We start from the raw sequence: 25,539 nt of genomic DNA, 5'->3' as shown, positions 1-25,539 counted from the left end.
ATCCATTTAATAAATGAACAATCGCCTGCCGAAATTCAGGTTTAGTTACCCGCCAGAATCGACATCACCGCCATCCGGACCGCGATTCCGAACGTGACTTGCGGCAGAATCATCGACTGTCCGCCGTCGGCTACCGCGGAATCAATTTCCACGCCGCGATTCATCGGGCCCGGATGCAGGACAATGGCATCGCGCTTCGCCAGAGACAGTTTTTCCGGCGTAAGTCCATAGTATTTGAAGTATTCTTCCGTGCTGGGAAGGCGCGCACTGAGCATGCGTTCATTCTGCAGGCGCAGCATCAACAACACATCCACATCCTTCAACCCTTGCGCCATTTCGTGATAAACATGGACGCCTAGCCGCTCCACTTTGGCGGGCAACAGGGTTTTAGGCGCAATGACGCGTACTTCGGGCACACCGAGTGTGGTCAGCGCGTGAATCTGGGAGCGTGCCACCCGCGAGTGCAGGATATCGCCAACGATGGCCACGCGCAGATCATGGAAGTTACTTTTATAGTGGCGGATGGTAAACATATCGAGCAATCCCTGAGTGGGGTGTGCATGCCGGCCATCCCCGGCATTGATAACGTGAATTTCGGGCCGAACGTGGCGTGCTATCAAGTGTGCCGCACCGCTTTGTGAATGCCGCACCACAAACATGTCGGCATGCATGGCGGCGAGGTTATCGACCGTGTCCAGCAGCGTCTCGCCTTTGGTTTGCGAGGAGGCCGCGATATTCAGATTGACCACATCGGCTGAAAGACGTTTTGCCGCGATTTCGAAGGTGGTGCGGGTACGGGTACTGGGCTCGAAGAATAAATTGAATATGGATTTTCCACGTAGCAGGGGTACTTTTTTGATGTCTCGCTCGGTAACTCCGACAAAGGATTCGGCCGTATTCAGTATGTGAAGCAGAATGGAGGCGGGGAGTCCCTCGGTGGTAAGAAGGTGTTGCAATTCTCCGTTCTTGTTCAGTTGCGGATTGTTCATTGTCCCGGAGAGTTTTTGTTATACAGGCTCAAACCCAATTTTCCGTCGATGTCTTTTTCCAGCGCCAGCATTTTATCTGATGGTAGAACGAGCGTCGCGCCAACGTATTCGGCGGCCACAGGCAGCTCTCTGCCACCCCGATCTATCAGTGCCGCGAGGCGGACGCTCGCTGGCCGCCCATAGTCGAACAATTCGTTGATGGCGGCGCGAATGGTGCGTCCGGTATAGAGCACATCATCTATCAGGATGATATGACTGCCTTCCACTTCGAACGGGATATCCGAAGGCTTAACCTGGGGATGCAGGCCGATTTGACCAAAGTCATCGCGATAGAACGAAACATCCAGCGTACCCAGGGGGAGAGCGAGTCCCAGACCCTGATGCAGCCGTTCCGCCAGCCATACGCCTCCCGTATAGATTCCCACCAGCGCGGTGTTCGCGGTAACGTCAGGCCGCATCACGTCGGCCAGACCGGCCAGCAATTGTTCCGCATCAGGTAGCCGCATCTTGTCCATCGAAATAGGATTGCAATATCAATTGTGCCGCTACTTGATCAAGTACCGGTTTCCGCTTCTTTTTTTTGACATCCGCTTCCCGCAATATGACGCTGGCGCTAACCGAAGTATAACGCTCATCCACCAGCACAGTCTTAATGCCAAATCGGCCTTCGAGCCGCCGCGCGAAACGTCGGCTCAACCGGCTTAATTCATGTTCCGTGCCATCGGCATAAGCGGGCAGTCCTACCACCAGCAGGACTGGTTGCCATTCGGCAATGAGATTGGCGATACTATCGAAACGCCGCACCGTATTTTCGTCGCTAACCGTGGCAAGCGGATGCGCCAAACCCACCTCCAGATCACCCACCGCTATGCCGATGCGCTTTTTACCAAAATCAAAAGCCAGAATCGCGCCTATGGAACGATGACTGCTTCCGATATCCGGTGACAAGTGTTGTGTTGTCTGCATTTGCATGGTTGCGGTTCCACTCATAGATATTAAACTCATTCGGCAGCCGGCCGCTCATTTAGGTTCTCTCAGGAATGCCCCACTTCGTCCGACAGGCTTGAGAAATCTATTCCCAGCGAGTGCATCGCCGCGGTCAGGCGCTCTTCGGACGGAAGCTCGAATATGATGGTGGGCGATGCGGGTACTGTCAACCAGGCATTCTGAGACAATTCATGCTCTATCTGACCGGGCGCCCATCCTGAGTAGCCGAGGGCAACCAGTATTTGTTTGGGACTGTTTCCACTGGCAATGGCCCGTAAAATATCAAGTGATGTGGTAAGTCCAACTTCTTGATTTACGGTCATGGTGGATTGCCAGTCGCCTACCGGTTGATGCAGCACGAAGCCCCGATCCAGTTGTACAGGTCCGCCAAACATTACTTGCAGGCCCGCGGCGGCCTCATCATCAGAAGAAATACCCAGTTGATCGAAGAGATCTTTCAGCGTGAGATCAATGGGGCGGTTGACTACCAAACCCAACGCACCCTGTTCATTGTGCTCACAGATGTATGTGAGCGTCTTGGAAAAGAAAGGGTCCGCCATAGCGGGCATGGCGATCAGAAAATGGTTGGTCAAATCGACGCTTTGCATAAATGGGCTGGCCACATAGTGGTTATTGCGTATCTCTGGAATCCTGATTTGAGCGCATGGGTCTCAATGCTATGCTTATCATTGTAGAACGAATCGGTTTCCAGTAGTACGTTTTGCAGGAACTCTGGAATTCACGCTGCCACAGCGGTAGTTATGCAGGACTTGACCAATTTTCTTGTTTGGTGACCTATGGGTGTGAACTGGGCCGCCGCGGTTGTCGCCGGTATTGTCGCGGGAATATTAGCCACGGGGATACAGCTTTTTCTCTGGTGGATTTTTCTGGATGCCGTGCCCTGGATGTTATATAGGGATGCGCGCCTGACTGCGGCAATCATAATGGGGCGGGAGGTCTTGCCGCCCCCTGCCACTTTTGACTGGACCGTGATGATGGTCGCGACGTTGATTCATTTTGTGATTTCTGTCGCATACAGCCTCGTTCTGGCTGGTTTGATCGCGCGTCTGCGGATGTTGCCGTCGTTGCTTGCAGGCGCTATCTACGGACTGACCCTTTATGGGATAAATATGTATGGCGTAACGATCATTTTTCCCTGGTTCTCGGAGGTCCGCGACTGGATTACAGTCGTTACGCATATCATGTTTGGCATTTCGATGGCTGGCGTCTACAAGGCATTTGCCAAGCAAGAGTATTGACATTCCTTACAGCCGATGCAGGTCTTAAACCACCTCAAAATAGCGCGATAAAAAAAGGCAGGGATAAGCCTGCCTTTACGTGAATGGGAAATGAGCCGGGATTACTTTTTCTCGTCTTCTCGTGCCTTTTTGGCATGGGCCTCATCTTTATCGGCGTGCTCCCGCGCCTTCTTGGCATGGGCCTCATCTTTTTCGGCGTGTTCCCGCGCCTTCTTGGCATGGGCTTCATCCTTCTCGGCGTGCCCTTTGTCGCCGTGGGCCTTGGATGAATGCGAACCATGATCGCCATGACCATCATGTTTTTCGGCGACGGCGTTAAAACTGAAGGTAGTGGCGAAGGCTATTGCGGCAAGCATCGGTAACAGTTTGTTCATTTTTCTCTCCAAAGTTCAGTACGATATTAGTCGGTAAAATAAAGCTGATTCTCCACTCCTGTATTTCCCTGCTTCTTTTTATTATACCAGCGTAGCTTGGCGCAACGGTTGACAGGTATCGAGACTTATCGCCCCCAAAACAGATCTATTGGCGGAACTGCCACCCGGATTTCCCTTTTGAAATTGCGGGCGCAAGAGACTTGATCGATAGGTGGGGTTTCAAAGGGTCAGTTCATATTATAGTTAAATTAATTCCCGGTCAAAATGTAATCAAGAATTCAGCTTGCATGACGCAAAAGATTCGAGACAAGTGTGTGGAATTGTTTTTTGGGGTCTGGCTCCGCGCCGGGATTCAGGTCTGCCGCGGTGCACTTGTCGTCGGTCACCTCTGCGCGGCAGAACTGATAATAGTTATCCCAATCCCTGTTGTAGGCAGGGAGGCTCTCCTGGCGTACGTTAGGCTTGAAATCGTCGATGATTTCCTGCATGACGGGCAATCGGGCACAAAGATAAGTATCGATACTTTTAGGCCAATGGGTAGGTTCAGGATATAGACCGGAGAGCGTGGAGAGAATAGCGGAACGGAAATCATCAATGGCATGAGCACGTTGCTTGCGGTGGAACAGTTCGTATATTCCCGAGATAACGATTGCCACAGCGAGTAAAACCAAGGGCCACATAGGCACTTGATTGAAGTATCCAGATATTTGATCGGTGTATTCGTTCATGTATTCCTTTCGGGGTTTCCAATTGTGTTACAGACTTATGGATGGGCACCGTGCCCTGTGATCCTGATTAGCTGATTTATTTTTTCTCTCTCTTTTTTGCTACTTCTTCTGAAAACCCGCGGGTGGGGTAGCGGTTAAATTCTGATGGATCGATTCGCGGCGCGACACGACACGGTTCAGCCTGATAGGAGCAAACGGTTATAGGGGATTATAAACTTTAAGGGATTACGGTCAATTGTCCAATAAATGGATCTCAGCCAACCATGCGCAGCGCGCCAAAAATACTATCACCTAGAAACATTTGGATTACCCCCTGTTATCAACTCAATTATTTGTCATCAATCTCGGGTCCCATTATTGGTAATATCACGCTACTTGCACACCGGAGGACGATGTTGAGAGAGTACGTTGCCCGCAACAAGACCGGGAACCCCGGTCGCGGGATCGGTATTATCGTTGCAAATCCATTGCGCGCCATCTTTTGTCGCGACTACCAGGGTTCTGCCAACTCCTTCGTTCAAAAGGCTTGCGCTAACCCCATTAATCTTGAATGTCGCCGTAACCTGAAAACCGGAGGCAAGTGGCAAAGGCGTGAGACTGGCGACATATCGCCCTGTCCGGGCCGTCACCAGGCTATCAAATTCCAGTTTTGTCGGCCATCTCCCCTTATCGGAATAAAACGCGACAACAGGTGATTCCACGCTTTGCAGGAGACCGAAGGCTTCCATCACCTGGTCCCGCGCCACGGAGTCCTCATAAAGCTGGTATGCTGGCGGAATAGCTATCGTCGCCAGGATGCCAATAATAGCGAACGTCATCATTGTTTCGATCAAAGTTAAACCTTTTTGATCCTGCTCCATCTTGATAAAACTCCTTTTGATTGATATCCATATTCTTTAATGCGCGCCATTAATCTGATCATCCATTGGGCTGCTGTGCGAGCCTGTACGAATGCTGGCGGTCGGTTCCCGGGTTTATTTGATCAGTAGTATGGGCACGGTCGAAAGCTGCATCACCTTGCTGGCTACGGAACCTAGCAGCAAACCTTTCACCACGCCGAGCCCGCGCGGTCCGATAACTATCTGGTCGAACTCCATTTCTTTTGCATAGCGTGTAATTATTTCCACCGGACTGCCTACCATGATGTGAAACTGGTAGTCAATTCCCGCCCGGTCCAGCAAGCCCCGTGCGGTTTGCAACCCTTTCAAGCCCTCTTCCTGGTGATACAGGTTGATGCTTTCTTTGTCGATAAACAAAGTTACATTCCCGTGCTGTGGAAATTGTACGTTCAGCAAATGAATCTCCGGCGCTTCCTTATACCAGTCGAGCCGTTTAATGAATCTGGCAACCGCTTGATTGGAGGCATGGGAGCCATCCACGGGCAGCAGGAATTTCAACATTGTATCCCCCCTTAATACGGCAGTTATATTCACGGCGACTGTAATTCTGAACCCGGCAGGTGACGGCGCTCATTTTTAATGCATTTGTTGTTTGTTTCTCGGTTCGCCGCAGCCACCGGATTCAAGGTAACGGTTTGTTTATGTCATCCGCCAGATCAACGATAGGCGCCATTTTTGCCTGTGTTCTCGCCGCAAGCCATTTGCCGATGACGACTACCAGCAATACTCCGCCGGCAGGAACCAGCCAATGTAAAAAGGCCGCGTTAACATTCACCCATTCCCTGGTGACAGCGTCGGTAACGCTCATGTCTCCCGCGATCCAGCCAAGCAAGCCAGCACCCATGACAATGACGATGGGAAAACGATCCATAAGTTTCATCACCAGTTTGCTGCCCCAGACAATGATGGGCACGCTTATCACCAAACCGAAAATGACCAGGCCGATACTATCTTTAGCGGCGCCTGCAATGGCAATAACGTTATCGAGGCTCATTACGGCATCGGCGATAATGATTGTCTTTATGGCACCCACCAGCGTGGTGCTGGCGTCAATCTGGTGACCGCTATTATCCGGTTCGGGCTGAAGCAGCTTGATACCGATCCACAACAGCAGCAATGCGGCTACTATTTTCAAAAACGGAACCGCAAGCAGCGAAAGCGCAAAAAAAATCAAAACAACGCGCAGGCCGATAGCGCCGAACACCCCCCAGAAAATGCCCAGATTGCGTTGCTTCTCCGGTAGCCGCCTGCATGCAAGCGCAATCACAACTGCATTGTCTCCGCCTAGTACAATATCAATGGCGATGATTTGCAATACCGCGACCCAAAATTGTGGATTTGCGATATCCATAAATAATCTCTGAGAAAATGAGCGACTCGTGAAATGACAGATGAGAAAGTTTGGCGCTGTTCGGGACTGAGTGGTGACTGTATCGTTATTATACCAGCGTCCGCTCAGTCGCTTGTCTCAGCTCCGATAAATTGCAAAATCTGGGATCTGCGCGGCATCGTATCCTGGTAACCCAGGTCTATCAATGCGCGACAGAAGGGTTCTTCAAACAGAACGTAGCTCAAAAGTGATGAACCATCACGCCTCAACGCGCCAATGGCGCGATAAAAAAGACGTATGGTACGGGGCAGGGTGTGGGCGTGGTGTTCCGCAATCGTATTGATTTCCACGCTGGGAGAAATGACCATCGACTTCACCTGACGTAACAGCATGTTGTTATCTCTCAGTCTCTCGTCTGGGATCATTCGTAGCGTGCTGTTAATACGTTGCAAGCGTTCCAGATCCAAGTCAAGGCTATCGAGAAAAATACTCCCCATGATGTGGCCGCCGATTTGCGCCAATGTTGGATAACTGTCTACGGTAACGCGTTCAGGTTGCGTCTCGGCGGTTTTACGCACGCCTATCACCAGCACGCGCTCGGCACCGAGATGCAGTGCCGGACTGATGGGCGCAAGCTGGCGCATGGAGCCGTCACCGAAATATTCGCGATTGACTCTTATTGCGGGAAAAAGAACCGGGATCGCGGAAGACGCCATCAGGTGCTCGATGCCGATGCGTGCCGGGACACCGATACGGCGCTCCCGTTTCCAGGGTACTATGTTTTCCGCGCCTTGATAAAAGGTGACCGATTGGCCGGAGGTATAGCCCCAAGCGGTAATACCCAGGGCGTACAAGGCGCCTGTCTCGATACTCCGCTGGATGCCGCGAAGCGATAAACTCCGTTCCAGCAATTGTGCTAGGGGCGTACTGTCCAGCATCGAGACCGGGATGCGCTTTCCTAATCCACCGAACAGCAGCGAAGACAGCAAGCGCGCGACATTTCCAAAAACACCGATGGGATCGGTGCGGTAAGCCTGATTGACATGGGCATTTTCCCATACCGCTGATAGTAGACGCACGCCTTCATGAAAATTTCGCGCGGAAAGGGCAAGGCTGGCAGCATTTACCGCGCCTGCGGAGGTGCCGCAAATTACAGGAAAGGGATTATGCGCTTTTTCCGGTAACATGGCCGCAATGGCTTGCAATACCCCAACCTGATAGGCGGCGCGGGCACCACCTCCGGTCAAAATAAGCCCGACCTTAGGAGAGGATGACAGATGTATTAGACTCATTCACCGGCGGCCAACTCCGCCTTTACCTTTTCCAGCGCATCCCGCAAGGTTTCCTCCGGAAGATCATTCAGGCAGTTGGACAACATCTCAGCCGCTTCATACGTACCTTCCGGCAATGCGTCACTGTCCAGATTGGCGATAAATACTGCTGCCGCACCAGTGGTTTTGAGCAGACCCTGGCGCTCGTTTATCAGCATTTCGATTTCAGCGCGCAGCATGGAAATTTCCTGTTCTTTCAATGTGTGGGGCATGGCAGGTCCTGATTATGCCGATACAAGGCGTATGATATGATACTGCAACAAGCCATAATCACACATAGCTATATAGTCGTTATATAGGATTAGTGGGATGCCGAACCACTCATTATCAACGAAGTGCCAGTCAGCGCGGGGAGCAGACTGTTTATGCGAGGGAAGCGGAGAGAGCTCGGGAGTGGTTTTTTATATTATCTGCTGCCCCGTCATATCCCTCGGCCTGACCCAAAGCTTGTATTGCTCCGCTGTGACATAACCGGACGCAATTGCGGCTTCCTTCAGTGTCGTGCCCTCGCGGTGTGCGTTCTTGGCAATTTCCGCTGCCTTGTTGTAACCGATGTGGGGGGCCAGCGCTGTCACCAGCATCAAGGAGTTATGCATCAACTCGTCAATGTGCTTAATATTGGCGGTTATTCCGCCTGCGCAATGATCGTTGAAACTTATTATTCCATCCGAAAGCAGGCGCACGCTTTGCAGGAAATTATGAATAATAAGCGGCTTCATGACATTAAGCTCGAAGTTACCCATTGCTCCGCCCATGTTGATCGCCACGTCGTTGCCCATCACCTGGCAGCACAACATAGTTACCGCTTCCGATTGAGTTGGGTTGACCTTGCCAGGCATAATGGAACTGCCGGGCTCGTTTTCAGGAATTTTTAGTTCGCCGATGCCGCAACGGGGCCCTGACGCGAGCCAGCGGATGTCATTGGCGAGTTTCATCAAGGATGCCGCCAGTGTTTTCAGCGCACCATGCGCGTGAACCAGCGCGTCATTGGCGGCGAGGGCCTCAAACTTATTGAACGCGGTAATAAATGGCAGTTCCGTCAATCTTGCCAATTCACCCGCCACACGCACGCCGAATTCGGGATGAGTATTCAAGCCTGTACCTACGGCTGTGCCGCCCATGGCCAGCTCATATAAATGCGGAAGCGATGCATTCACATGCGCCAATCCGTGATCCAGTTGCGAAACATACCCCGAGAATTCCTGTCCCAGTGTCAGAGGTGTCGCATCCTGTAAATGCGTGCGGCCGATTTTGACGATACCGGAAAATTCTTTTACTTTGACGGCAAGAGTTTGTCGTAACGTGCCGATGGCGGGTTTCAGCTGATGATGGATAGAGAGGGTTGCCGCCACATGCATGGCTGACGGAAAAACGTCATTGGACGACTGTCCCATGTTCACATCATCATTGGGATGAATTTTGCATTCAATGCCCCGCCCGCCGCCGAGCAACTCGGAGGCACGGTTAGCCAGCACCTCATTCATATTCATATTGGTCTGCGTTCCCGAGCCTGTCTGCCACACTACCAGAGGAAATTCTGCTTCGTGACGACCCTTGATTACCTCGTCAGCGGCCTGAATAATGGCATTGGCCTTATTCGCTTCGAGCAGACCCAAATCCCGGTTTACCTTCGCCGCTGCCAGTTTCACCAGCGCAAGCGCGTGAAGTAATGCGGCCGGCATCCGTTCGCCGGAAATTCTGAAGTTCTGCAAGGAGCGTTGTGTTTGCGCGCCCCACAGTGCAGTAGTTGGCACCTGCACCACGCCCATGGTGTCTTGTTCTTCGCGATGGCTCATGCAGACCTTTGGCTGGAGAAATAAAAGAAACGGCTCATATTCTGCATTGCGGCGTCAGCTCAATGCCTGTTTGACCATGGGATCCGGCTTTAGCCTAAATCCGATAGCGGCAAATTTTTACCCTAAAGGTGGAAGGCTGGTAACGCAAAAAAAATTTCTTGATCGTGACACTAAACCGGGAAATGAGCGGTCGATTGCCGGATTTAGGTTTAATGCCTGAAGAGGATGCAACTTTTAATGGATGGCATCAACCGCACAGGATTCTGGTTGACGACTCAGTAAGTTTTCTTTGCAACGCGGTCGTATCACGGGTATTTTCTGGCGCCAATAAGTGACAGGCCGTTTCTAGATCACTCAGAAAAGCACCGGATATTGATCAAAGCCTATCAGAATTAGCCGCTACTAATTAGTTGTCATGACGGAATGATTCCTCACTTGGCTCTCCCGTCTCCTGGTCGATCCAGCCGGATATGCCGATCTCGTCTTCCGCCTGCTCCAGGGTTTCTCCCGGTTCATAATCTGATTCAGCGGTATATTCCATATCCTGAATGGCTTCGAGCAGGGTGGGAAAGGGACCGAAAACCTTCTCGCTCTCGTTCTTATCATGCCAATAAAAACCATCGGGACGTTCTACAACACGCGTGGTGTCATAGTCGCGTGACGTTTGTGGAATTGTATGAGCCATGACCACCCTCACAACGAATTATCGGTTTGAATTAGCGTTAATGTTAACCCTGTCTGTCAAATTTTACCAGTGTAAATATTCACTGCGTAAACTTAATCGCGAATCCACTGCCGGATTCAGGATGGGGTCCTGTAGATCGGAAAGAAAAATCCTGAAGGATACCGATCCTCAAGCTCGATATGAAAGGAAGTCCGCCTGGAAACTGATGCGAGTGGGATTTATTATTGCAATAAAGACAAGAATCCACCCGGCTTTTAAAGGAAACCGGTCTCTATATAACCCTAATATAATCCTAAATCCGGTAGTTAATCGCTCATTTGTCAGTCTAGCACTATGATTCGTAGAGAATTTCTGTGCTATTGGGTTCTCATCGTCGGGGTGAGCCGCTACGGGGAGCGGATTATACTGCTTTTGTGATACATGGCCGTGTTATTGCGCCTTGCCCTGCGTTTCAAAAACCGTACAGTTCACCCTTCCAATCACCGGATTTAGGATAAAAACCTGCGGAGTAGCCTATTATCTCAAAAGAAAATAGACTGATCCGCAGTGGCAATCGTCAAGCTTAAGAGCGCGATCCCGAAAGTGGAAACGGCCAGCTGGAAGCAGGGCTGGCCGTGTCTGAAGTATTCGTTGCCTTCGGTGCTGGTTTCTTGGCGGGGGCTTTTTTTTGAGCTGCGGGTTTCTTGGTTGAAGCGCTTTTTCCTGCGGGCTCCTTTGCGCCGGCTTTCTTGGCTGGAGTGGTTTTCTTGGTTGAAGCATCTTTCTTCGCCGCCGGTTTTTTAGCTGAGGCAGTGGTTTTTTCCTCTGCCGGCTTCTTCGCTGCCGCTTTCTTGACTGGAGCCTCTTTTTTCGCCGTCGCTTTTTTAGCGGGGGCCGCTTTCTTGGCCGAAGCTTTGGGCGCCGCCGGTTTTTTTGTTGAAGCCGTGACTTTTTTTTCTGCTGCCTTCTCTACTTTCTTCTCGGCTTTCTTCTCAACCGGTTTCTTGGTTGCTACTTTTTTGACGGACACTTCTTTTTTGGCTGAGACTTCTTTTTTGGCCGCCGGCTTTTTCACAGCCGCCGGCTTCTTGTCGGCAGGTTTCTTTGCTGCGGTTTTCTTGGTAGTTGCCATTTCAACCTCCAGATAAAAGTTACAGGGATTACTACTCACGTTTACTACACTACCGCTACATGCATAATACGGGTCAGCGGATAAATCGAGCCGCATTCAACCCCATCAGACGGCAGTTCATTATATGCAGCATGGCTTTTCGGCCATGTTTGCAAGATAATCCTTAAGTATGCCCGGCACTCAGACCGATATCCCCTTCCCCATGACATCAATGTCAACCGGGTGTACGGATATCGGTCGGCTGAATCTGGCCGATTGAAAGCATTTATTGACACATAAAAGGCGCGACACACATCAGCCTTGTTTCTTTTTTTAATCCCAGCTCAGCGCACCACCGGTTTGATACTCGGTTACACGGGTCTCAAAAAAGTTCTTCTCCTTTTTTAGATCAATCATTTCTGACATCCAAGGAAAGGGATTTCCGGCCCCCGGATAAAGGGCATCCAGACCGATCTGCTGGCAGCGGCGGTTCGCGATATAGCGCAAGTATTCCTTGAACATCGGTGCATTCATTCCCAACACTCCGCGCGGCATGGTGTCCTCGGCATAACGGTATTCCAGTTCCACGGCTTTCTGCATCAGTGAGCTGATTTCGTTGCGGAACTCCTTGGTCCATAGGTGTGGGTTTTCCATTTTGATCTGATTGATAACATCTATACCGAAATTGCAGTGCATGGACTCATCTCGCAGAATGTACTGATATTGCTCCGCTGCACCCGTCATTTTGTTTTGCCTCCCCAACGCCAGGATTTGCGTAAAACCCACATAAAAGAACAATCCTTCCATGATGCAGGCGAATACGATCAAGCTTCTGAGGAGTTTCTGATCTGCCTCGGGCGTGCCGGTCTTGAATTCCGGATCGGTGAGCGTGTCAATGAACGGAATCAGAAACTCGTCCTTTTCGCGAATTGATGCCACTTCATGATAAGCGTTGAAAATCTCCCCTTCATTCAGTCCCAGCGATTCGACGATGTACTGATAAGCATGTGTATGAATCGCCTCTTCGAATGCCTGCCGCAACAAATATTGACGGCATTCCGGATTGGTAATGTGGCGATAAGTGCCGAGCACGATATTGTTGGCGGCCAGCGAGTCAGCGGTAACAAAGAAACCCAGATTACGTTTAACCAGGCGGCGCTCATCCTCGGTTAATCCGTTGGGGTCTTTCCAAAGGGCGATGTCGCGGCTCATATTGATTTCTTGCGGCATCCAGTGGTTCGCGCAGGCGGCAAGATATTTTTCCCATGCCCACTTGTATTTGAACGGCACCAACTGATTAACATCCGCCTTGCAATTGATAATGCGCTTATCCTCCACCGACAAGCGGCGATTGGTATTGCCGGCGGCATAATGCTCGTCTCTCTTGCCATTCTCCATTTCTGTATTCCTGATATCTGTCACATGACCGGAAGCTTGCAGGTTCAGGCTGGATGCGGCCGGCATTTGTGCATCATTAAATAGCCCATTTATCCGCGGCACTCCAGATTGCATTGTCTTATCCTCAAATGTCAGCATACCTTCTCTCCTTTTATTTCTGATATCTCGCAAATTATTGACATGACTCGCACTCGGGATTATCAATCGCGCAACTCATCGCAGTCATGTTTCCTTCCGCGGGTACCGCGTTCAGAGCGCCTGCTTCGACTGTGGATTTTTCCGCTGAAGTTGCTCCCAGAGAGCGCAAATAATAGGTGGTTTTCAGACCCCGCAGCCAGGCCAGTTTATAGGTTTCATCCAGTTTTTTACCGGAAACGCCCGCCATATAAATGTTGAGTGATTGTGCCTGATCAATCCATTTTTGCCGCCGTGCCGCTGCTTCGATTAACCACTGGGGATCAATCTCGAAGGCGGTGGCGTAAAGTCTGCGAATATCGGCCGGTACCCGGTCTATCTTGCTTAAGGCGCCATCAAAATACTTGAGATCGGAAATCATGACTTCGTCCCAGAGCCCGAGTTTTTTCAAGTCGTTTACCAGGTGTTCGCCAGCCATGGTGAACTCTCCCGATAAGTTGGATTTGACATAAAGGTTTTGAAAAGTCGGCTCGATGCTGGCGGATACGCCGATGATATTTGAAATAGTGGCGGTCGGTGCAATCGCAAGACAATTGGAATTACGCATGCCATGTTTTTTTATGCGTTCGCGCAATGCATTCCATTCCATCGTGGCCGACATGTCCACGTCGACATAACCCCCCCGTTCCTCACGCAACAGATCAAGGGTATCCTGAGGCAGGATGCCGCGATCCCACAGACTCCCCTGATAAGAAGCATAACGCCCTCGCTCTTCGGCCAACTCGGTGGAAGCCCAATAGGCATGGTATGCGACCGCTTCCATCGCATGATCGGCAAACTCTACCGCCTCTTGTGAGGCGTAGGGGACGCGCAGCTTATGCAGGCAATCCTGGAAGCCCATGATACCCAGTCCCACCGGGCGGTGCCTGAGGTTTGAGTTGCGCGCCTTGGCGACGGCGTAGAAGTTGATGTCGATTACGTTGTCCAGCATGCGCATGGCGGTGCTGACAGTGCGCTTGAGCTTGTCAGCGTCAAGCTCTCCATCATGGATGTGGGCCGCCAGGTTGACCGAACCCAGATTGCATACCGCGATTTCATGATCATTGGTGTTCAGGGTTATTTCCGTACAGAGATTGGAGCTATGCACTACGCCGGTGTGGTTTTGCGGTGAGCGGATATTGCATGGGTCCTTGAAGGTAATCCATGGGTGCCCCGTTTCAAACAGCATGCTGAGCATTTTGCGCCATAATTGTTGCGCGGGAATTTTTTTGTGCAGGCTCAGCTCGCCGCGCGCGACCTTTTCCTCGTAGGCAAGGTAGGCCTGCTCAAACTGTTTGCCAAACTTTTCATGCAGATCAGGCACGTCGGAGGGTGAGAAAAGTGTCCATTCACCTCCCTCCATTACCCGTTTCATAAACAGGTCGGGAACCCAGGTAGCGGTATTCATATCATGGGTACGGCGACGGTCATCGCCGGTATTCTTGCGCAATTCCAGAAATTCCTCGATATCCAGATGCCATGATTCCAGATAAGAGCATACCGCGCCCTTGCGCTTGCCGCCTTGATTCACCGCGACCGCGGTGTCGGACACCACCTTGAGAAACGGAACCACGCCTTGTGATTTGCCATTGGTGCCTTTGATGCGCGAACCCATCGCCCGCACTGGCGTCCAATCATTACCGAGGCCTCCGGCATACTTGGCAAGCAAGGCATTTTCCTTGATGGCTTCGTAAATGCCATCGAGATTATCCGCCACCGTGGTGAGATAGCACGAAGATAACTGAGAGCGGCGAGTGCCTGAATTAAACAGAGTCGGGGTGGAACTCATGAAATCGAAATTTGACAGCACGTGATAGAACTCTATGGCGCGTCCCTCGCGGTCAATTTCGTTCAGCGCGAGCCCCATTGCCACACGCATGAAGAATGCCTGCGGCAATTCGATGCGCCGATCCTCTACATGCAGGAAATAGCGGTCATACAAGGTCTGTAAACCGAGATAACCAAATTTCAGGTCGCGGCCGGCATCCAGAGCTTTAGCCAAACGCGGGAGATCAAACTGCGCCAGACGCTCATCCAGCAACTCAGCTTCGATACCACGTTTAATGAAATCAGGAAAATAATCCACGTAGCGATCTGACATTTCCTGCTGCACGACTTCTTCGCCCAGCACCTCGAAACGGATGGTATGCAACAACAGGCGCGCGGTGACGTAGCTGTAGGCGGGTTCTTTCTCAATGAGTGCGCGCGCCGACAGTACAACCGATTTCCTTACCTCTTCTACCGGCACTCCATCGTACAGGTCTTTCAATGTGGCCTTAAGTATCAGTTTGGCGTTCACCACCTCGCCCAAATCCGCGCAGGAAGACTCGATCAGCGCCAGCAGCTGGGCTGTGTCAAGCGGCATTTTGCGCCCATTCTCCACCACATTCAGAATGCTGGCCGGGATCTCCACCACCGCCATTTCCTTCTGTTTTGCCCGCTTGCGCGCACGATCCTCGCGATAAAGTACATAAGAACGTGCCACATCGTGCTCACCGGAACGCATCAATGCCAGCTCTACCTGATCCTGGATATCTTCGATATGAAAGGTTCCACCCGTGGGCTGGCGGCGAATCAACGCATTCACCACATCATCGGTCAGCCGCGCCACCACTTCGCGGACCCTGGCGGAAGCCACGCCTTGACCGCCATTGACGGCAATGAATGCCTTTGTCATCGCAATGGAAATCTTGTTCGGCTCGAATGCGACGACAGAGCCATTGCGGCGAATGATCTTGTATTGGGAATAGCGGGAATCCGGTGTGTAATGGGTTGAAGAAAAATCGTACCCGGGTGCTACCGGGGGGGTCGTATTGTCTGTTACAAGCTGCATATTGGATTCTCCTCATCGATACGGGAAACGTATGCTTTCCCATTGACTGAAGTGGATGCTGTGGCGCTGACAAACCACTACATCTAGTACTCTTATCGGACACGATTTACTATTACTAGTACGCCGCGTCATAGTGCAATATTTTTCGATGTGTGTCAAAATTTTTCTTAAAATTATCGTAAATGACGCTTGCCTTAAAAGAAAATAAACTACTGAAATGCAAAAGCGACAATAACCCGCTTCCGCTCCATCAGTCTGAATCAGTCAGGCTGAGACAGTTGCCGCGCCTGATTTGCCATTTCGAGGGCATCGCGAATCTGTTCCGGCTTGTGGGCGCGCAGTCCTTCAGCCAACGCACGGGAAGCATCCCTGCGGCGCTCCGCATAGTGGCGCAGCATTTCCACTGTCGCGGAGGAAGGCAGAGCAGGATTGGGCGGAAGGTGGGAAAGCTGCTCGAAGTTTTCTTCGTAACGATCTCCAACCGCCGTATCGATGCGTCCCGCAAGCTCTTCGAATGAGATGCCGCCACGCCTGCCCTCATCAAGTATGCTTTGCCACGCCTGGCTGATCGCCGCATCATCACGCAAAAATTCCCCAATCTCCTTGCGCGTCAGCACTTCTTCGCTCCATCGGTAGGCCCGTACGGGAATCTGGCTGATCAGGATGGCAACGGCCAACGTAAAAGCGCCTCCTGCAAGCAGGCGGCTGCGATGGGCTACCCGTTTTATTCCATTCACAGGCCGCGCAAGCACTATTCCTCCAAGAGCTCCGGTTAAAAAACCGCCTATGTGAGCGGCATTGTCGATACCCGTAATTAGAAAACCGAGAATAAGGGTGGCTACCGCAAAACCCGCCGCTCCCCAGAAAAACCAGCGGAATTCCTGTGGGTCAAGATTGCGCCGCTCCCGCCAGAGAAACACCAGCAAAGCGCCATACAGGCCAAAAATAGCGCCCGAGGCGCCGCCGGAAACGGCTAATCCTTTGTGCGCGACAAGCGATAGCAGATTGCCCGTCAGCCCGCTGGAGAAATAGATGGCCGCAAAACGGGTGTGCCCATACATGCGCTCAACCAGTTGTCCCCCATCCCAAAGCGCCCAAAGATTCAGCGTCAGATGGACGGCGCCGAAATGGAGGAACATGGCGCTACCCAGGCGCCACCATTCCCCATCCTGCGTAGCCGGGCCAAAATTCGCTCCCCAGGCCAATTGCACGTTATTGGACGAATGCCACAGGCCCGCTCCGCCGGCGAGCATTGCCACGAAAACCAGCAGGTTGATGCCTACCAGCAATTTCGTCACGGGCACCCGCGGTGTCCGCTGGTAAAGAAGATCATGGAGAGACAGCATGGGCCGGTGGATTTATTTTCCTGAAAAGGTTGCTGCGGGACATGGCATTAAACTAAGAGACTGGGAGTCAACCGCCGGATTTGGGATTATCATGCATGAGGATGGAGTTTGCTTATCCGATAAGGAACAAAAACATCCTTCAATTTTTGATTACAAGCATCGGAATCGGTTCTGTGGATAGGCTTCCAATCTGATGTAGCATGTCAGATGGCGGGCTACAATGATCAGATGTCATTATGCCGCGCCATGCCGCATGCCGCTTGTCTATGATGAAATTTTTAATCCAATTTTCGATCAGCCTGCTGATCGTTCTATTTTTCCAGCCATCGTTTGCCGATGCTCAGGAGCGGGTCCAGTTACCACGCACGGGGCTGACGCCGGATGATCTTGCTGTCATCATTAATGACGATGATCCCCTATCAAAACAAATCGGAGATTACTACCAGAAGATACGCCATATCCCGGCAGCCAACATGATCCATCTGCGTTTCCAACCCGGCCGTAAAGCGCTTTCGAGGGATGAGTTTCAGCAATTGAAGGCAGAGATCGACCGGACAGCGCCCACTCATGTTCAAGCCTATGCTGTAGCTTGGGCAGATCCCTACCGGGTGGGCTGCATGTCTCTGACTTCCGCACTGGCTTTCGGCTTCGATGAAGACTATTGCTCGTCCGAATGCGGTCCGACCGCGCCCAGCCCCTACTTTAACTCTTCCAGTCTTAATCCCGCCACCGATCATAAATTGCGACCGGCAATGATGTTGGCTGGCACCAGTTTTGAACAGGTCAAAGCGTTGATCGACCGGGGCGTCGCTGCTGACCACAGCTTTCCGGAGGGGCGCGCTTATCTGATCATTACGCCCGATAAAGCGCGTAGCGTGCGGGCAAATTATTTCGAGCGAACCGCAAAAGAACTGACCGGCGTTTTCCCTATTGACATTCTCGAGACCGAGGCAATCACCGACCGCCACGATATTCTGTTTTATTTCACAGGATTGGCGCATGTGCCGCAGCTCCATACATTGGATTTCCTGCCAGGTGCATTGGCTGATCATTTGACGTCAACCGGAGGCCAGCTTACCGATTCGAGTCAGATGAGCAGTTTGCGCTGGCTGGAAGCTGGCGCCACGGCAAGCTACGGCACCGTAGTGGAGCCCTGTAATCATATGCAGAAATTTCCTGTTCCAGGTATTGTCATGTTTCATTATGCCCTTGGCGCAAGCGCCATTGAAGCCTACTGGAAGAGCGTCGCGTGGCCGGGAGAAGGCGTATTCGTGGGTGAACCGCTGGCCCGGCCGTTTTCACCCAGCCTGCGGGAAGTACGCGCCGGACAATTCGAATTGCGCATTTTCTCGCCGCGCGAACGGCTGCTGCGAATTGAGCGATCTCCCTCAGCCGCCGGACCGTTCAAGCTGATTACCCGGCATTCTCCCTTGCACCGCGGCGCGAATCTGATACGCTTTAATTTTGCTGAAAAAGGTGGTTATCTTAGAGTCCGATGGTGACCTGATCGAATCATGAGCTTGGATTGACGGATAAGCCATTAGCCACCGGATTTGGGATATTGTCCGGATACGGGATTTTCCTACAAGATGTTGCAGGCGGCTGATTATTTATTCTGGTCATCCGGCATCGCATGCAAACCATTATTTTAGGAGGAAGCATGGCTCTAAAGAACTATGGGGTTTTGAAGGGGAGGGCCATTGCCCGCCGCTTGGGTTCGGGATCCTCCCCACATTATCAGCTCCATATTGTGGATGAAATTGGCACCAGTTACCGGATTGCGGTCAATGTGAAGTCTCAATTGGCGCCGTCGGAGTTGATGTATCATATCAAATCGCATTTTGTCCATCCCCTCACGGACGCAGTCTCTGTCCTGCCGAGCGGCTTCAATCCGCTTGCGCCAAGCCCGACCTCGGGAGCACTCGACCTGATCCGCGGCAACCTGGTCCAGCCTGGAATGATGACCCCTCTCGCTTTCAATTTACCGGGACCCGACAATGATCTGAACGAGAAACTTGATCAGATCGTACAGCGCGCCATGGCTGATGAGGACGCGCTGGTTTATGCCTTCGGCGAACGCTGGGGACCGGAGAGCAATAGAGCCGATAAGTACTTCGGCTTTGTTCCCGGTAACGGTATTCATGATATCCACATGAATCAGGGCAATGTGGGCAACTTCGTACAGGATGATGGCGTGTGGCAGGACGGCGGCCTCCTTTTTCATTTTCCCATTCAACAACAGTGGACAGCCATTTTCCTGAAGTTTCAGTCACAAAGTTGGCATACTGACGATGTGACAGGGCACACGTTGAGAACGGGAGAGGAGGGGGGCGAACCGGTAAACCCCGATCCGATCGTGCCGCAGCCGACGGAATCATTGCCCGATGGACTGGTGCGTATTGTCGCGGCGCTGGTTAATTCGAAAGAATCTCCCGAGAAAGAGTGGGTCCAGATAATGAATCCCAGTGATCGGCTCATTTCATTGGCCGGATGGCATCTGGCCGACAAGCAGAAAGCGAAGATGCCCTTGAGCGGAGCACTCGAACCTGGCGCCACGCTTCGTGTTGACGTGCAGCCGCCTACTGTGCTGTCCAATAAGGGCGGGATCATCACACTGCTGAACCAGAACGGTTTGAAAGTGCATGGCGTATCCTATACCAAGCAACAAGCGAATCAACCCGGTTGGACCATCGTCTTTTAGGAAGAGTGATACGCCTTGGCAACAACTCGATGAATTGACTTCGGTAGCCGCATGCCGACACATGCGACGCCACCCTTCGGCGCGGTGGCAACGCCGTTTTCCTGACTATAGGTTCTTTTCCATTGCCGCGTAAATCAAACTGGCGCGTAATCTGCCGCAACATCGTTATAATAACGGCTTCAAACAACCTGTCATTATGACGTAACCATGTTTCCGCCAGCCCCGCCCAACTTCAGATCCCACTTTATCGAACTTCTGCGCCCGGCCTTGAGTGAAATCGCACCGCTGGGTTTGGATCTGGATATCGAGTTTGCACGTTCCAGGCAAGCAAGCCATGGTGATTACTCCTGCAATCTTGCAATGCAACTGGCCAAGCCGTTGCGTCAAAATCCGCGTGATATTGCCGCATTACTCATCAGTGCGCTGTCCGCTTCCCCTTACCTGGAGAAAATCGAGATTGCGGGGGCGGGGTTTATCAACCTGTTTCTCAAGACTTCTGTCAAACAGCAGTTCCCGCGCTATGTGCTGGAGAGTGGCGGAAGATTTGGTCATGGCAATATTGGTGCGGGCAGGAAAATCCAGGTGGAGTTTGTGTCGGCCAACCCGACAGGCCCGCTGCATGTAGGCCACGGGCGCGGTGCGGCGTTTGGCGCAAGCTTGGCGAATGTACTGGCGGCGGCGGGGTTTTCCGTCTCACGCGAATACTATGTCAACGATGCGGGACGGCAGATGGATATTTTGGCGCTTTCCACCTGGCTGCGTTATCTGGAACTCCATGGGGTCCTGCTGCGCTTTCCCAGCAATGCCTATCAGGGCGAGTACGTGCGTGACATGGCGCGGCTGATTCAAAAGGCGCATGGGGGGCGCTATCTGCATCAACCCGATTTGCTGTTTGAGGACATCTCTCCGGAAGCGGATTCAGATACCGAGGCTCAGCTCGACCAGCTAATCGCCAATGCCAAGGGGCTGCTGGGACAGGATTATGCATATATCCACAATTTTGTTCTTACCGAGCAATTGGGCGACTGCCGCAATGACTTGATGGAATTCGGAGTTGTTTTCGACACTTGGTTTTCCGAGCAATCGTTATTTGATAGCGGGGCGGTAGCGCAGGCGGTGCAATTGCTCGAGCAACAGAATTATCTGTATCGGCAGGATGGTGCCAAGTGGTTCCGTTCAACGCATTTCGGCGACGAAAAAGACCGCGTTGTGCAACGGGAAAACGGACAGTTCACCTACTTCGCTTCCGACATTGCCTATCATCTCAACAAATTCGAGCGTGGCTTCGAACGCGTAATCGATGTGTGGGGAGCCGATCATCACGGGTATATCCCGCGGGTGAAAAGTGCCTTGCAAGCATTGGCGCTTGACCCGGCAAAACTTGAAATCGCTCTGGTGCAGTTCGCGATACTTTACCGCAATGGTCAAAAAGCTTCCATGTCTACCCGTTCAGGGGAATTCGTGACGTTGCGGGAATTACGCCAGGAGGTGGGCAACGATGCGGCAAGATTTTTTTACGTGCTGCGCAAAAGCGACCAGCATCTGGACTTTGATCTGGATTTGGCCAAGTCGCAAAGCAACGATAATCCCGTATATTACATCCAGTATGCGCATGCAAGAGTTTGCAGCGTGCTGGAGCAATGGGGCGGGGAGTGGGAGACGCTTGTTGCCGTAGATATGATTCTGCTTACCAGCCCCGCGGAATTATCTCTGCTGCAAAAGTTGATTGATTATCCCGAAATGGTGGAAGCGGCGGCGAAGGAACTTTCCCCTCATCTGATCGCATTTTATTTAAGGGAACTGGCCGGAGAATTCCACAGTTACTATAATGCTACCCGATTTCTTGTGCCGGAAGCTCCACTGCGGCTCGCCCGCCTGGGGCTGATTGCCGCAGTAAGGCAGGTGCTGGTCAACGGACTGGAACTGCTGGGTGTGAGCGCCCCCGAGAAAATGTAGAAAGCATATCGATATTTGTCGATCTGATGGCCGGTGGCGAACTCAACAAGAAAGTAAGGATCAATTGATGCAAAACGTCGTGGTGGGTCATGACGCTCATCACAAAAATGAGCGGCCCATGAGCGATCAACTGCCGGATTTGGAATAATATTTTTTATGAGTCGAGATTACAAAACCCGCCCTAGCTCTCCAGCCTCCGGCATAATGGGTAATCCTCTTTTGTTGGGGCTGTTCATTGGCTATGCGCTAGGTATTCTTAGTGCCATTGGCATGTGGATGATAATCAGCAATGCGCCGAGTCCGTTCATTTCCCAGGACAGGCTCGCGGATAACGCGGTGGCGAAAAGCGCAACAAGTCAAACTGACCCAACGCAAAGAAGTACGCAGTCCCCCGGTACAGCAGATAAAACGGTCAAAGCGCCCGACAGCAAGCCTCGCTTTGAATTTTACAAAATACTGCCCGGCGCCGAGGAGCCTGTAACCGAACAGCAATTCAAACAGGCGGCACAACAGCCATCTTCCGGGGATAAGTATTTTCTTCAGACCGGATCTTTCCAGAATAGCGATGATGCGGATAATCTGAAGGCGAAACTGGCCATGCTCGGCGTAGAGGCAGCTGTTCAATCCGCCGATTTGTCGGAAAAAGGGGTTTGGCACAGGGTGCGCGTGGGGCCTTTTACCTCGATTACCGACCTCAATCAGGTTCGCGCTTCCCTGCAACAAAATGGCGTACCGAGCAGTCTCATCAAAGTACATGAGGATGCGCAATAAGAAGGCCGCCTATTCCGGTGTGAATAAAGTATCCCATTTATCTCAAGGAGAAAAGAATGAATTCAATGCGTTTACTTGCGGTAGTTCTTCTGCTTGCCGGCATGGGCATTACCGGCATCTCCGGCGCCCAAGCAGAGCTAGTGGAAGGACGTGATTACACAGTTCTGCCGCAACCTCAGCCAACGGATAGCGGAAAAAATATCGAAGTTCTCGAATTCTTCTGGTACGGCTGCCCGCACTGCTACGCTTTACATCCACACATCAGCGCCTGGCTCAAGACCATGCCGAAAGATGTAAGCTTTCGTTACGTCCCCGCTATCTTTCGCATCAACTGGACTCCCGGTGCAAAAACTTTTTATGCACTGGAAGCACTTGGGGTAAGAGACCGGCTGCATGATAAAGTCTACGACGCGATTCATATCGGCAAAATTGATCTGACTAAAGATGAGGTATTGTTCGATTGGGTAGCCAAACAGGGAGTAGACCGGCAGAAGTTTATCGATGCCTATAATTCTTTTTCGGTTCAGAACCAGCAGGTGCCCCAGTCCGTACGTATGTCGAAGGAGTACCGGCTCTCCGGCGTGCCTGCGTTGGTGGTGGATGGCAGGTACCTGACCAGTGGAAGAATGGGAGGCACACCCGAGGATACTATCAAGACACTGGATGAACTGATTGAGAAAGTACGCAGGGAGAGGATAAAGAAATAGCGCGATATCTGGCTGGCTGTTTCATGCAAACCCGGCGCTAATGCCGTTAAAAGTCATCATTAGCGGTGCATCCAGCGGCTTGGGCCGAGCACTGGCGCAACACTATACAGGCATGGGTGCAACGGTTGGTTTGATTGCAAGGCGCAGAGCCCTGCTGGAAAACCTTTCGTCGGAACTACCCAGCGCGTCAGCCTACGTCGCGGATGTCCGCGATACGATTGCAATCCAGGCGGTTGCGCGGGATTTCATGCAGCGTCATGGCTGTCCCGACATCGTCATCGCCAATGCCGGTATTAGTCGCGGCACTCTCACGGAATACGCCGAAGACAGCGAGGTTTTCGAGGACATTCTCGCTACCAATGTTACGGGGATGGTCAACCTTTTTCAGCCGTTTATTGTCGCCATGCGGACATCCGGCCGAGGCAGCCTGGTCGGCATCGCCAGTGTTGCCGGCTATCGAGGTCTTCCCGGCGGTGGTGCTTACTCAGCATCCAAAGCAGCCGCCATTAGCTATCTGGAAAGCCTGCGCGTGGAAATGTATGGCAGGGGTGTATCCGTCATTACCGTTTGTCCCGGCTATATCGTCACACCGATGACGGCGAATAATCCTTTTCGCATGCCCTTCATCCTCACAGCGGATGAGGCTGCTGAAAGAATTGCTTGTATTATCAGGAATAAAACATTGTTCGCCGTGATTCCCTGGCAAATGGCGATTGTCGCGCGGCTTTTAAAATTACTTCCTGATTTCCTCTATGACTGGCTGTTCGCCAAGGCGCCCCGCAAACCGCGGTAATCATCACCGGGCTTAGCGATTATCATCACCGCGTTCCCAAAAAGCACCAAAAATGCCGGTGAGAAACCTGACAAATTGGCATAGGCTGCTCAAGAACCAGATCGAAGCCTGTTGTGACATATCCCGCCCATCCTCTGCAGCTCAGGCCAGCCGCATTTTGATTTCGGCGATACGCGCTTCGCTCACCTTGGTGTTGATTGCGGTCGGCAAACGGACGGAATCAGGAACGGACCGGGCCAACTCGGCGGCAATTGCACCTGAATCCACGCTCCTGGCTGCACCAAATGCTTCGCGCAACCGTTCCGCCTGGGGATAAGGTTTTTCGGCATAACCCGGCCGGCCATGAAAGTCGCACGCGCAAGCTTGCAGAAATTCTTCGAAGCGTTCCGGCTTGCGATAGGCATCCACGCCTTGCAGCATGTTTGCAATGGTTGCGGGACGCAGTTCCGCCGCATGATGTACATCACCATGGTAGCGGGCGACCAGCAATGCCAGATCACGGGCATCGTTAGGTGTTCTGATGCGCTCGCATAAGTCCCTCACCAGCTTTACGCTGCGGGCTTCGTGACCGATATGGCGGGGCCACTCCTCTGGCGGTGTGGTGCCTTTGCCGAGGTCATGGGTCAGGGAAGCGAAGCGTACCGGCAGCGAATAATTTCTTGAAGCAGCGTGATCGATCACCATCATCACATGCACCCCCGTATCAATTTCGGGATGATATTGTGCCGGCTGAGGTACGCCGAACAACGCATCCACTTCGGGCATGATGCGGGTCAGCGCACTGCATTCCCGCAGCGCATAAAACATGCGCGAAGGCTTGTGTTCCATCAAGCCGCGAGCAAACTCCTGCCACACCCGTTCCGGTACCAGGGCATCCACTTCACCGTTGTGTACCATCTCACTCATCAGCGCGAGGGTTTCAGGCGCAATATGAAATGCGAAGCGCGCGGCGAAACGTGCTGTCCGCAGTACCCGAACCGGGTCTTCGGTAAATGCCGGACTGATATGGCGCAGCAGCCCGGCTTCGAGGTCGCCCACGCCGTCGAATGGGTCGATGATGTTGCCGTCCTGATCCTTGGCGATGGCGTTGATCGTGAGATCGCGCCGTGCCAGATCCTCCCGCAATGTGACTTCAGGGGAAGCATAAACTTCAAAGCCCTTGTAGCCACGGGAAACTTTGCGCTCTGTACGGGCAAGCGCATATTGCTCCTGGCTTTGAGGATGGAGGAAAACGGGGAAGTCTTTCCCCACCGGGCGATAGCCAAGCCGCACCATCTCATCCGGCGAGGATCCCACCACGACGTAGTCATGGTCGGTAACCGGCAGACCCAGAATCTCGTCGCGTACGGAGCCGCCTACCAGGTAGATTTTCATGAGTTATGAAGAACGAGA

Annotated in this window: 25 protein-coding genes; 7 read left to right on the top strand and 18 right to left on the bottom strand. The window is 52.2% G+C overall.

The genetic code is table 11. The features are described 5' to 3' along the window. Positions 1-41 precede the first annotated feature (41 nt). From SQ11_RS06565 to SQ11_RS06550, 4 genes are all read right to left on the bottom strand, one after another. Entirely contained in the window at positions 42-989 is a 948-nt protein-coding gene (locus tag SQ11_RS06565; RefSeq protein WP_041513349.1) for an aspartate carbamoyltransferase catalytic subunit, read from the bottom strand. Next, positions 986-1,495, bottom strand: a complete 510-nt coding sequence (pyrR, locus tag SQ11_RS06560) for a bifunctional pyr operon transcriptional regulator/uracil phosphoribosyltransferase PyrR (RefSeq protein WP_041513472.1) — start codon at positions 1,493-1,495, stop codon at positions 986-988. The genes SQ11_RS06565 and pyrR overlap by 4 nt, the downstream gene beginning before the upstream one ends. Further along, positions 1,482-1,961 carry a Holliday junction resolvase RuvX gene (ruvX, locus tag SQ11_RS06555; RefSeq protein WP_041513348.1) on the bottom strand — a complete coding sequence of 160 codons (480 nt, stop codon included), beginning with the start codon at positions 1,959-1,961 and terminating at the stop codon, positions 1,482-1,484. Before ruvX ends, pyrR begins: the two co-directional genes overlap by 14 nt. Positions 1,962-2,023: 62 nt before the next feature. Next, positions 2,024-2,584 carry a YqgE/AlgH family protein gene (locus SQ11_RS06550; protein ID WP_041513347.1) on the bottom strand — a complete coding sequence of 187 codons (561 nt, stop codon included), beginning with the start codon at positions 2,582-2,584 and terminating at the stop codon, positions 2,024-2,026. Positions 2,585-2,773: 189 nt separating this feature from the next. On the opposite strand from SQ11_RS06550, the gene SQ11_RS06545 reads away from it, so the two are divergent. Beyond that, positions 2,774-3,235: a hypothetical protein gene (locus SQ11_RS06545; RefSeq protein ID WP_041513346.1), complete on the top strand. Its 462-nt coding sequence runs from the start codon at positions 2,774-2,776 to the stop codon at positions 3,233-3,235. A 101-nt stretch (positions 3,236-3,336) separates the two neighbouring features. Here SQ11_RS06545 and SQ11_RS06540 read toward each other — a convergent pair whose 3' ends face one another. The 13 genes from SQ11_RS06540 to SQ11_RS06480 all read right to left on the bottom strand — a co-directional run bounded on the left by SQ11_RS06540 (position 3,337) and on the right by SQ11_RS06480 (position 17,219). Continuing rightward, positions 3,337-3,609 (bottom strand): hypothetical protein, encoded by a 273-nt coding sequence (locus SQ11_RS06540; protein ID WP_041513345.1) that lies wholly within the window; start codon positions 3,607-3,609, stop codon positions 3,337-3,339. A gap of 278 nt (positions 3,610-3,887) precedes the next feature. Then, positions 3,888-4,289 carry a hypothetical protein gene (locus SQ11_RS06535; protein WP_232297920.1) on the bottom strand — a complete coding sequence of 134 codons (402 nt, stop codon included), beginning with the start codon at positions 4,287-4,289 and terminating at the stop codon, positions 3,888-3,890. Positions 4,290-4,708: 419 nt separating this feature from the next. Further along, positions 4,709-5,197 (bottom strand): pilin, encoded by a 489-nt coding sequence (locus SQ11_RS06530; RefSeq protein ID WP_041513343.1) that lies wholly within the window; start codon positions 5,195-5,197, stop codon positions 4,709-4,711. A 114-nt stretch (positions 5,198-5,311) separates the two neighbouring features. Further along, entirely contained in the window at positions 5,312-5,737 is a 426-nt protein-coding gene (locus SQ11_RS06525) for a universal stress protein (RefSeq protein ID WP_041513342.1), read from the bottom strand. A gap of 121 nt (positions 5,738-5,858) precedes the next feature. After that, positions 5,859-6,587 carry a TerC family protein gene (locus tag SQ11_RS06520; RefSeq protein WP_041513341.1) on the bottom strand — a complete coding sequence of 243 codons (729 nt, stop codon included), beginning with the start codon at positions 6,585-6,587 and terminating at the stop codon, positions 5,859-5,861. 104 nt (positions 6,588-6,691) lie between these two features. Then, a complete protein-coding gene (locus SQ11_RS06515) occupies positions 6,692-7,858 on the bottom strand; it encodes a patatin-like phospholipase family protein (RefSeq protein ID WP_041513340.1) in 1,167 nt (388 codons plus the stop codon). Beyond that, positions 7,855-8,109, bottom strand: coding sequence for a hypothetical protein (locus SQ11_RS06510; protein ID WP_041513339.1), 255 nt, complete (start codon positions 8,107-8,109; stop codon positions 7,855-7,857). Before SQ11_RS06510 ends, SQ11_RS06515 begins: the two co-directional genes overlap by 4 nt. A gap of 189 nt (positions 8,110-8,298) precedes the next feature. Continuing rightward, positions 8,299-9,693 carry a class II fumarate hydratase gene (fumC, locus tag SQ11_RS06505; protein WP_041513338.1) on the bottom strand — a complete coding sequence of 465 codons (1,395 nt, stop codon included), beginning with the start codon at positions 9,691-9,693 and terminating at the stop codon, positions 8,299-8,301. Positions 9,694-10,099: 406 nt separating this feature from the next. Beyond that, positions 10,100-10,378, bottom strand: coding sequence for a hypothetical protein (locus SQ11_RS06500; RefSeq protein ID WP_041513337.1), 279 nt, complete (start codon positions 10,376-10,378; stop codon positions 10,100-10,102). Between the two features lie 562 nt (positions 10,379-10,940). Beyond that, the gene (locus SQ11_RS06495) at positions 10,941-11,489 is read right to left on the bottom strand and encodes a histone H1-like repetitive region-containing protein (RefSeq protein ID WP_041513336.1); all 549 of its coding nucleotides are present in this window, start codon (positions 11,487-11,489) and stop codon (positions 10,941-10,943) included. 312 nt (positions 11,490-11,801) lie between these two features. Further along, positions 11,802-13,004, bottom strand: coding sequence for a ribonucleotide-diphosphate reductase subunit beta (locus tag SQ11_RS06490; protein ID WP_041513335.1), 1,203 nt, complete (start codon positions 13,002-13,004; stop codon positions 11,802-11,804). Between the two features lie 34 nt (positions 13,005-13,038). Continuing rightward, positions 13,039-15,873 (bottom strand): ribonucleoside-diphosphate reductase subunit alpha, encoded by a 2,835-nt coding sequence (locus SQ11_RS06485; RefSeq protein ID WP_041513334.1) that lies wholly within the window; start codon positions 15,871-15,873, stop codon positions 13,039-13,041. Positions 15,874-16,133: 260 nt separating this feature from the next. Beyond that, positions 16,134-17,219, bottom strand: coding sequence for a rhomboid family intramembrane serine protease (locus tag SQ11_RS06480; protein WP_041513333.1), 1,086 nt, complete (start codon positions 17,217-17,219; stop codon positions 16,134-16,136). Positions 17,220-17,485: 266 nt separating this feature from the next. On the opposite strand from SQ11_RS06480, the gene SQ11_RS06470 reads away from it, so the two are divergent. The 6 genes from SQ11_RS06470 to SQ11_RS06445 all read left to right on the top strand — a co-directional run bounded on the left by SQ11_RS06470 (position 17,486) and on the right by SQ11_RS06445 (position 24,147). Continuing rightward, positions 17,486-18,721, top strand: a complete 1,236-nt coding sequence (locus SQ11_RS06470) for a TIGR03790 family protein (RefSeq protein ID WP_041513471.1) — start codon at positions 17,486-17,488, stop codon at positions 18,719-18,721. Between the two features lie 158 nt (positions 18,722-18,879). Next, positions 18,880-19,920 carry a DUF2278 family protein gene (locus tag SQ11_RS06465; RefSeq protein ID WP_041513331.1) on the top strand — a complete coding sequence of 347 codons (1,041 nt, stop codon included), beginning with the start codon at positions 18,880-18,882 and terminating at the stop codon, positions 19,918-19,920. A gap of 207 nt (positions 19,921-20,127) precedes the next feature. Next, positions 20,128-21,876 carry an arginine--tRNA ligase gene (gene argS / locus SQ11_RS06460; RefSeq protein WP_052494033.1) on the top strand — a complete coding sequence of 583 codons (1,749 nt, stop codon included), beginning with the start codon at positions 20,128-20,130 and terminating at the stop codon, positions 21,874-21,876. Positions 21,877-22,080: 204 nt separating this feature from the next. Then, positions 22,081-22,647 carry an SPOR domain-containing protein gene (locus SQ11_RS06455; RefSeq protein ID WP_232297916.1) on the top strand — a complete coding sequence of 189 codons (567 nt, stop codon included), beginning with the start codon at positions 22,081-22,083 and terminating at the stop codon, positions 22,645-22,647. Between the two features lie 56 nt (positions 22,648-22,703). Further along, positions 22,704-23,354, top strand: a complete 651-nt coding sequence (locus SQ11_RS06450; protein WP_041513329.1) for a thiol:disulfide interchange protein DsbA/DsbL — start codon at positions 22,704-22,706, stop codon at positions 23,352-23,354. A 40-nt stretch (positions 23,355-23,394) separates the two neighbouring features. After that, complete coding sequence (locus tag SQ11_RS06445; protein ID WP_084226756.1) at positions 23,395-24,147, top strand: SDR family oxidoreductase; 753 nt, start codon at positions 23,395-23,397, stop codon at positions 24,145-24,147. Positions 24,148-24,288: 141 nt separating this feature from the next. Here SQ11_RS06445 and SQ11_RS06440 read toward each other — a convergent pair whose 3' ends face one another. After that, positions 24,289-25,521 (bottom strand): multifunctional CCA addition/repair protein, encoded by a 1,233-nt coding sequence (locus SQ11_RS06440; RefSeq protein ID WP_041513328.1) that lies wholly within the window; start codon positions 25,519-25,521, stop codon positions 24,289-24,291. Positions 25,522-25,539: the final 18 nt, after the last annotated feature.

It is taken from the genome of Nitrosospira sp. NpAV (assembly GCF_000832065.1).
GTDB lineage: Bacteria > Pseudomonadota > Gammaproteobacteria > Burkholderiales > Nitrosomonadaceae > Nitrosospira.
Note: the sequence above shows the minus strand (reverse complement) of the source record. Positions and strands in the feature narration are given on the sequence as shown.

What these genes read in the sequence shown, in the direction of transcription:
- SQ11_RS06565 (WP_041513349.1), bottom strand. Translation starts at nt 989, where the DNA reads ATGAACAATCCGCAACTGAACAAGAACGGAGAATTGCAACACCTTCTT.
- pyrR (WP_041513472.1), bottom strand. Translation starts at nt 1,495, where the DNA reads ATGCGGCTACCTGATGCGGAACAATTGCTGGCCGGTCTGGCCGACGTG.
- ruvX (WP_041513348.1), bottom strand. Translation starts at nt 1,961, where the DNA reads ATGCAAATGCAGACAACACAACACTTGTCACCGGATATCGGAAGCAGT.
- SQ11_RS06550 (WP_041513347.1), bottom strand. Translation starts at nt 2,584, where the DNA reads ATGCAAAGCGTCGATTTGACCAACCATTTTCTGATCGCCATGCCCGCT.
- SQ11_RS06545 (WP_041513346.1), top strand. Translation starts at nt 2,774, where the DNA reads ATGGGTGTGAACTGGGCCGCCGCGGTTGTCGCCGGTATTGTCGCGGGA.
- SQ11_RS06540 (WP_041513345.1), bottom strand. Translation starts at nt 3,609, where the DNA reads ATGAACAAACTGTTACCGATGCTTGCCGCAATAGCCTTCGCCACTACC.
- SQ11_RS06535 (WP_232297920.1), bottom strand. Translation starts at nt 4,289, where the DNA reads ATGTGGCCCTTGGTTTTACTCGCTGTGGCAATCGTTATCTCGGGAATA.
- SQ11_RS06530 (WP_041513343.1), bottom strand. Translation starts at nt 5,197, where the DNA reads ATGGAGCAGGATCAAAAAGGTTTAACTTTGATCGAAACAATGATGACG.
- SQ11_RS06525 (WP_041513342.1), bottom strand. Translation starts at nt 5,737, where the DNA reads ATGTTGAAATTCCTGCTGCCCGTGGATGGCTCCCATGCCTCCAATCAA.
- SQ11_RS06520 (WP_041513341.1), bottom strand. Translation starts at nt 6,587, where the DNA reads ATGGATATCGCAAATCCACAATTTTGGGTCGCGGTATTGCAAATCATC.
- SQ11_RS06515 (WP_041513340.1), bottom strand. Translation starts at nt 7,858, where the DNA reads ATGAGTCTAATACATCTGTCATCCTCTCCTAAGGTCGGGCTTATTTTG.
- SQ11_RS06510 (WP_041513339.1), bottom strand. Translation starts at nt 8,109, where the DNA reads ATGCCCCACACATTGAAAGAACAGGAAATTTCCATGCTGCGCGCTGAA.
- fumC (WP_041513338.1), bottom strand. Translation starts at nt 9,693, where the DNA reads ATGAGCCATCGCGAAGAACAAGACACCATGGGCGTGGTGCAGGTGCCA.
- SQ11_RS06500 (WP_041513337.1), bottom strand. Translation starts at nt 10,378, where the DNA reads ATGGCTCATACAATTCCACAAACGTCACGCGACTATGACACCACGCGT.
- SQ11_RS06495 (WP_041513336.1), bottom strand. Translation starts at nt 11,489, where the DNA reads ATGGCAACTACCAAGAAAACCGCAGCAAAGAAACCTGCCGACAAGAAG.
- SQ11_RS06490 (WP_041513335.1), bottom strand. Translation starts at nt 13,004, where the DNA reads ATGCTGACATTTGAGGATAAGACAATGCAATCTGGAGTGCCGCGGATA.
- SQ11_RS06485 (WP_041513334.1), bottom strand. Translation starts at nt 15,873, where the DNA reads ATGCAGCTTGTAACAGACAATACGACCCCCCCGGTAGCACCCGGGTAC.
- SQ11_RS06480 (WP_041513333.1), bottom strand. Translation starts at nt 17,219, where the DNA reads ATGCTGTCTCTCCATGATCTTCTTTACCAGCGGACACCGCGGGTGCCC.
- SQ11_RS06470 (WP_041513471.1), top strand. Translation starts at nt 17,486, where the DNA reads ATGATGAAATTTTTAATCCAATTTTCGATCAGCCTGCTGATCGTTCTA.
- SQ11_RS06465 (WP_041513331.1), top strand. Translation starts at nt 18,880, where the DNA reads ATGGCTCTAAAGAACTATGGGGTTTTGAAGGGGAGGGCCATTGCCCGC.
- argS (WP_052494033.1), top strand. Translation starts at nt 20,128, where the DNA reads ATGTTTCCGCCAGCCCCGCCCAACTTCAGATCCCACTTTATCGAACTT.
- SQ11_RS06455 (WP_232297916.1), top strand. Translation starts at nt 22,081, where the DNA reads ATGGGTAATCCTCTTTTGTTGGGGCTGTTCATTGGCTATGCGCTAGGT.
- SQ11_RS06450 (WP_041513329.1), top strand. Translation starts at nt 22,704, where the DNA reads ATGAATTCAATGCGTTTACTTGCGGTAGTTCTTCTGCTTGCCGGCATG.
- SQ11_RS06445 (WP_084226756.1), top strand. Translation starts at nt 23,395, where the DNA reads ATGCCGTTAAAAGTCATCATTAGCGGTGCATCCAGCGGCTTGGGCCGA.
- SQ11_RS06440 (WP_041513328.1), bottom strand. Translation starts at nt 25,521, where the DNA reads ATGAAAATCTACCTGGTAGGCGGCTCCGTACGCGACGAGATTCTGGGT.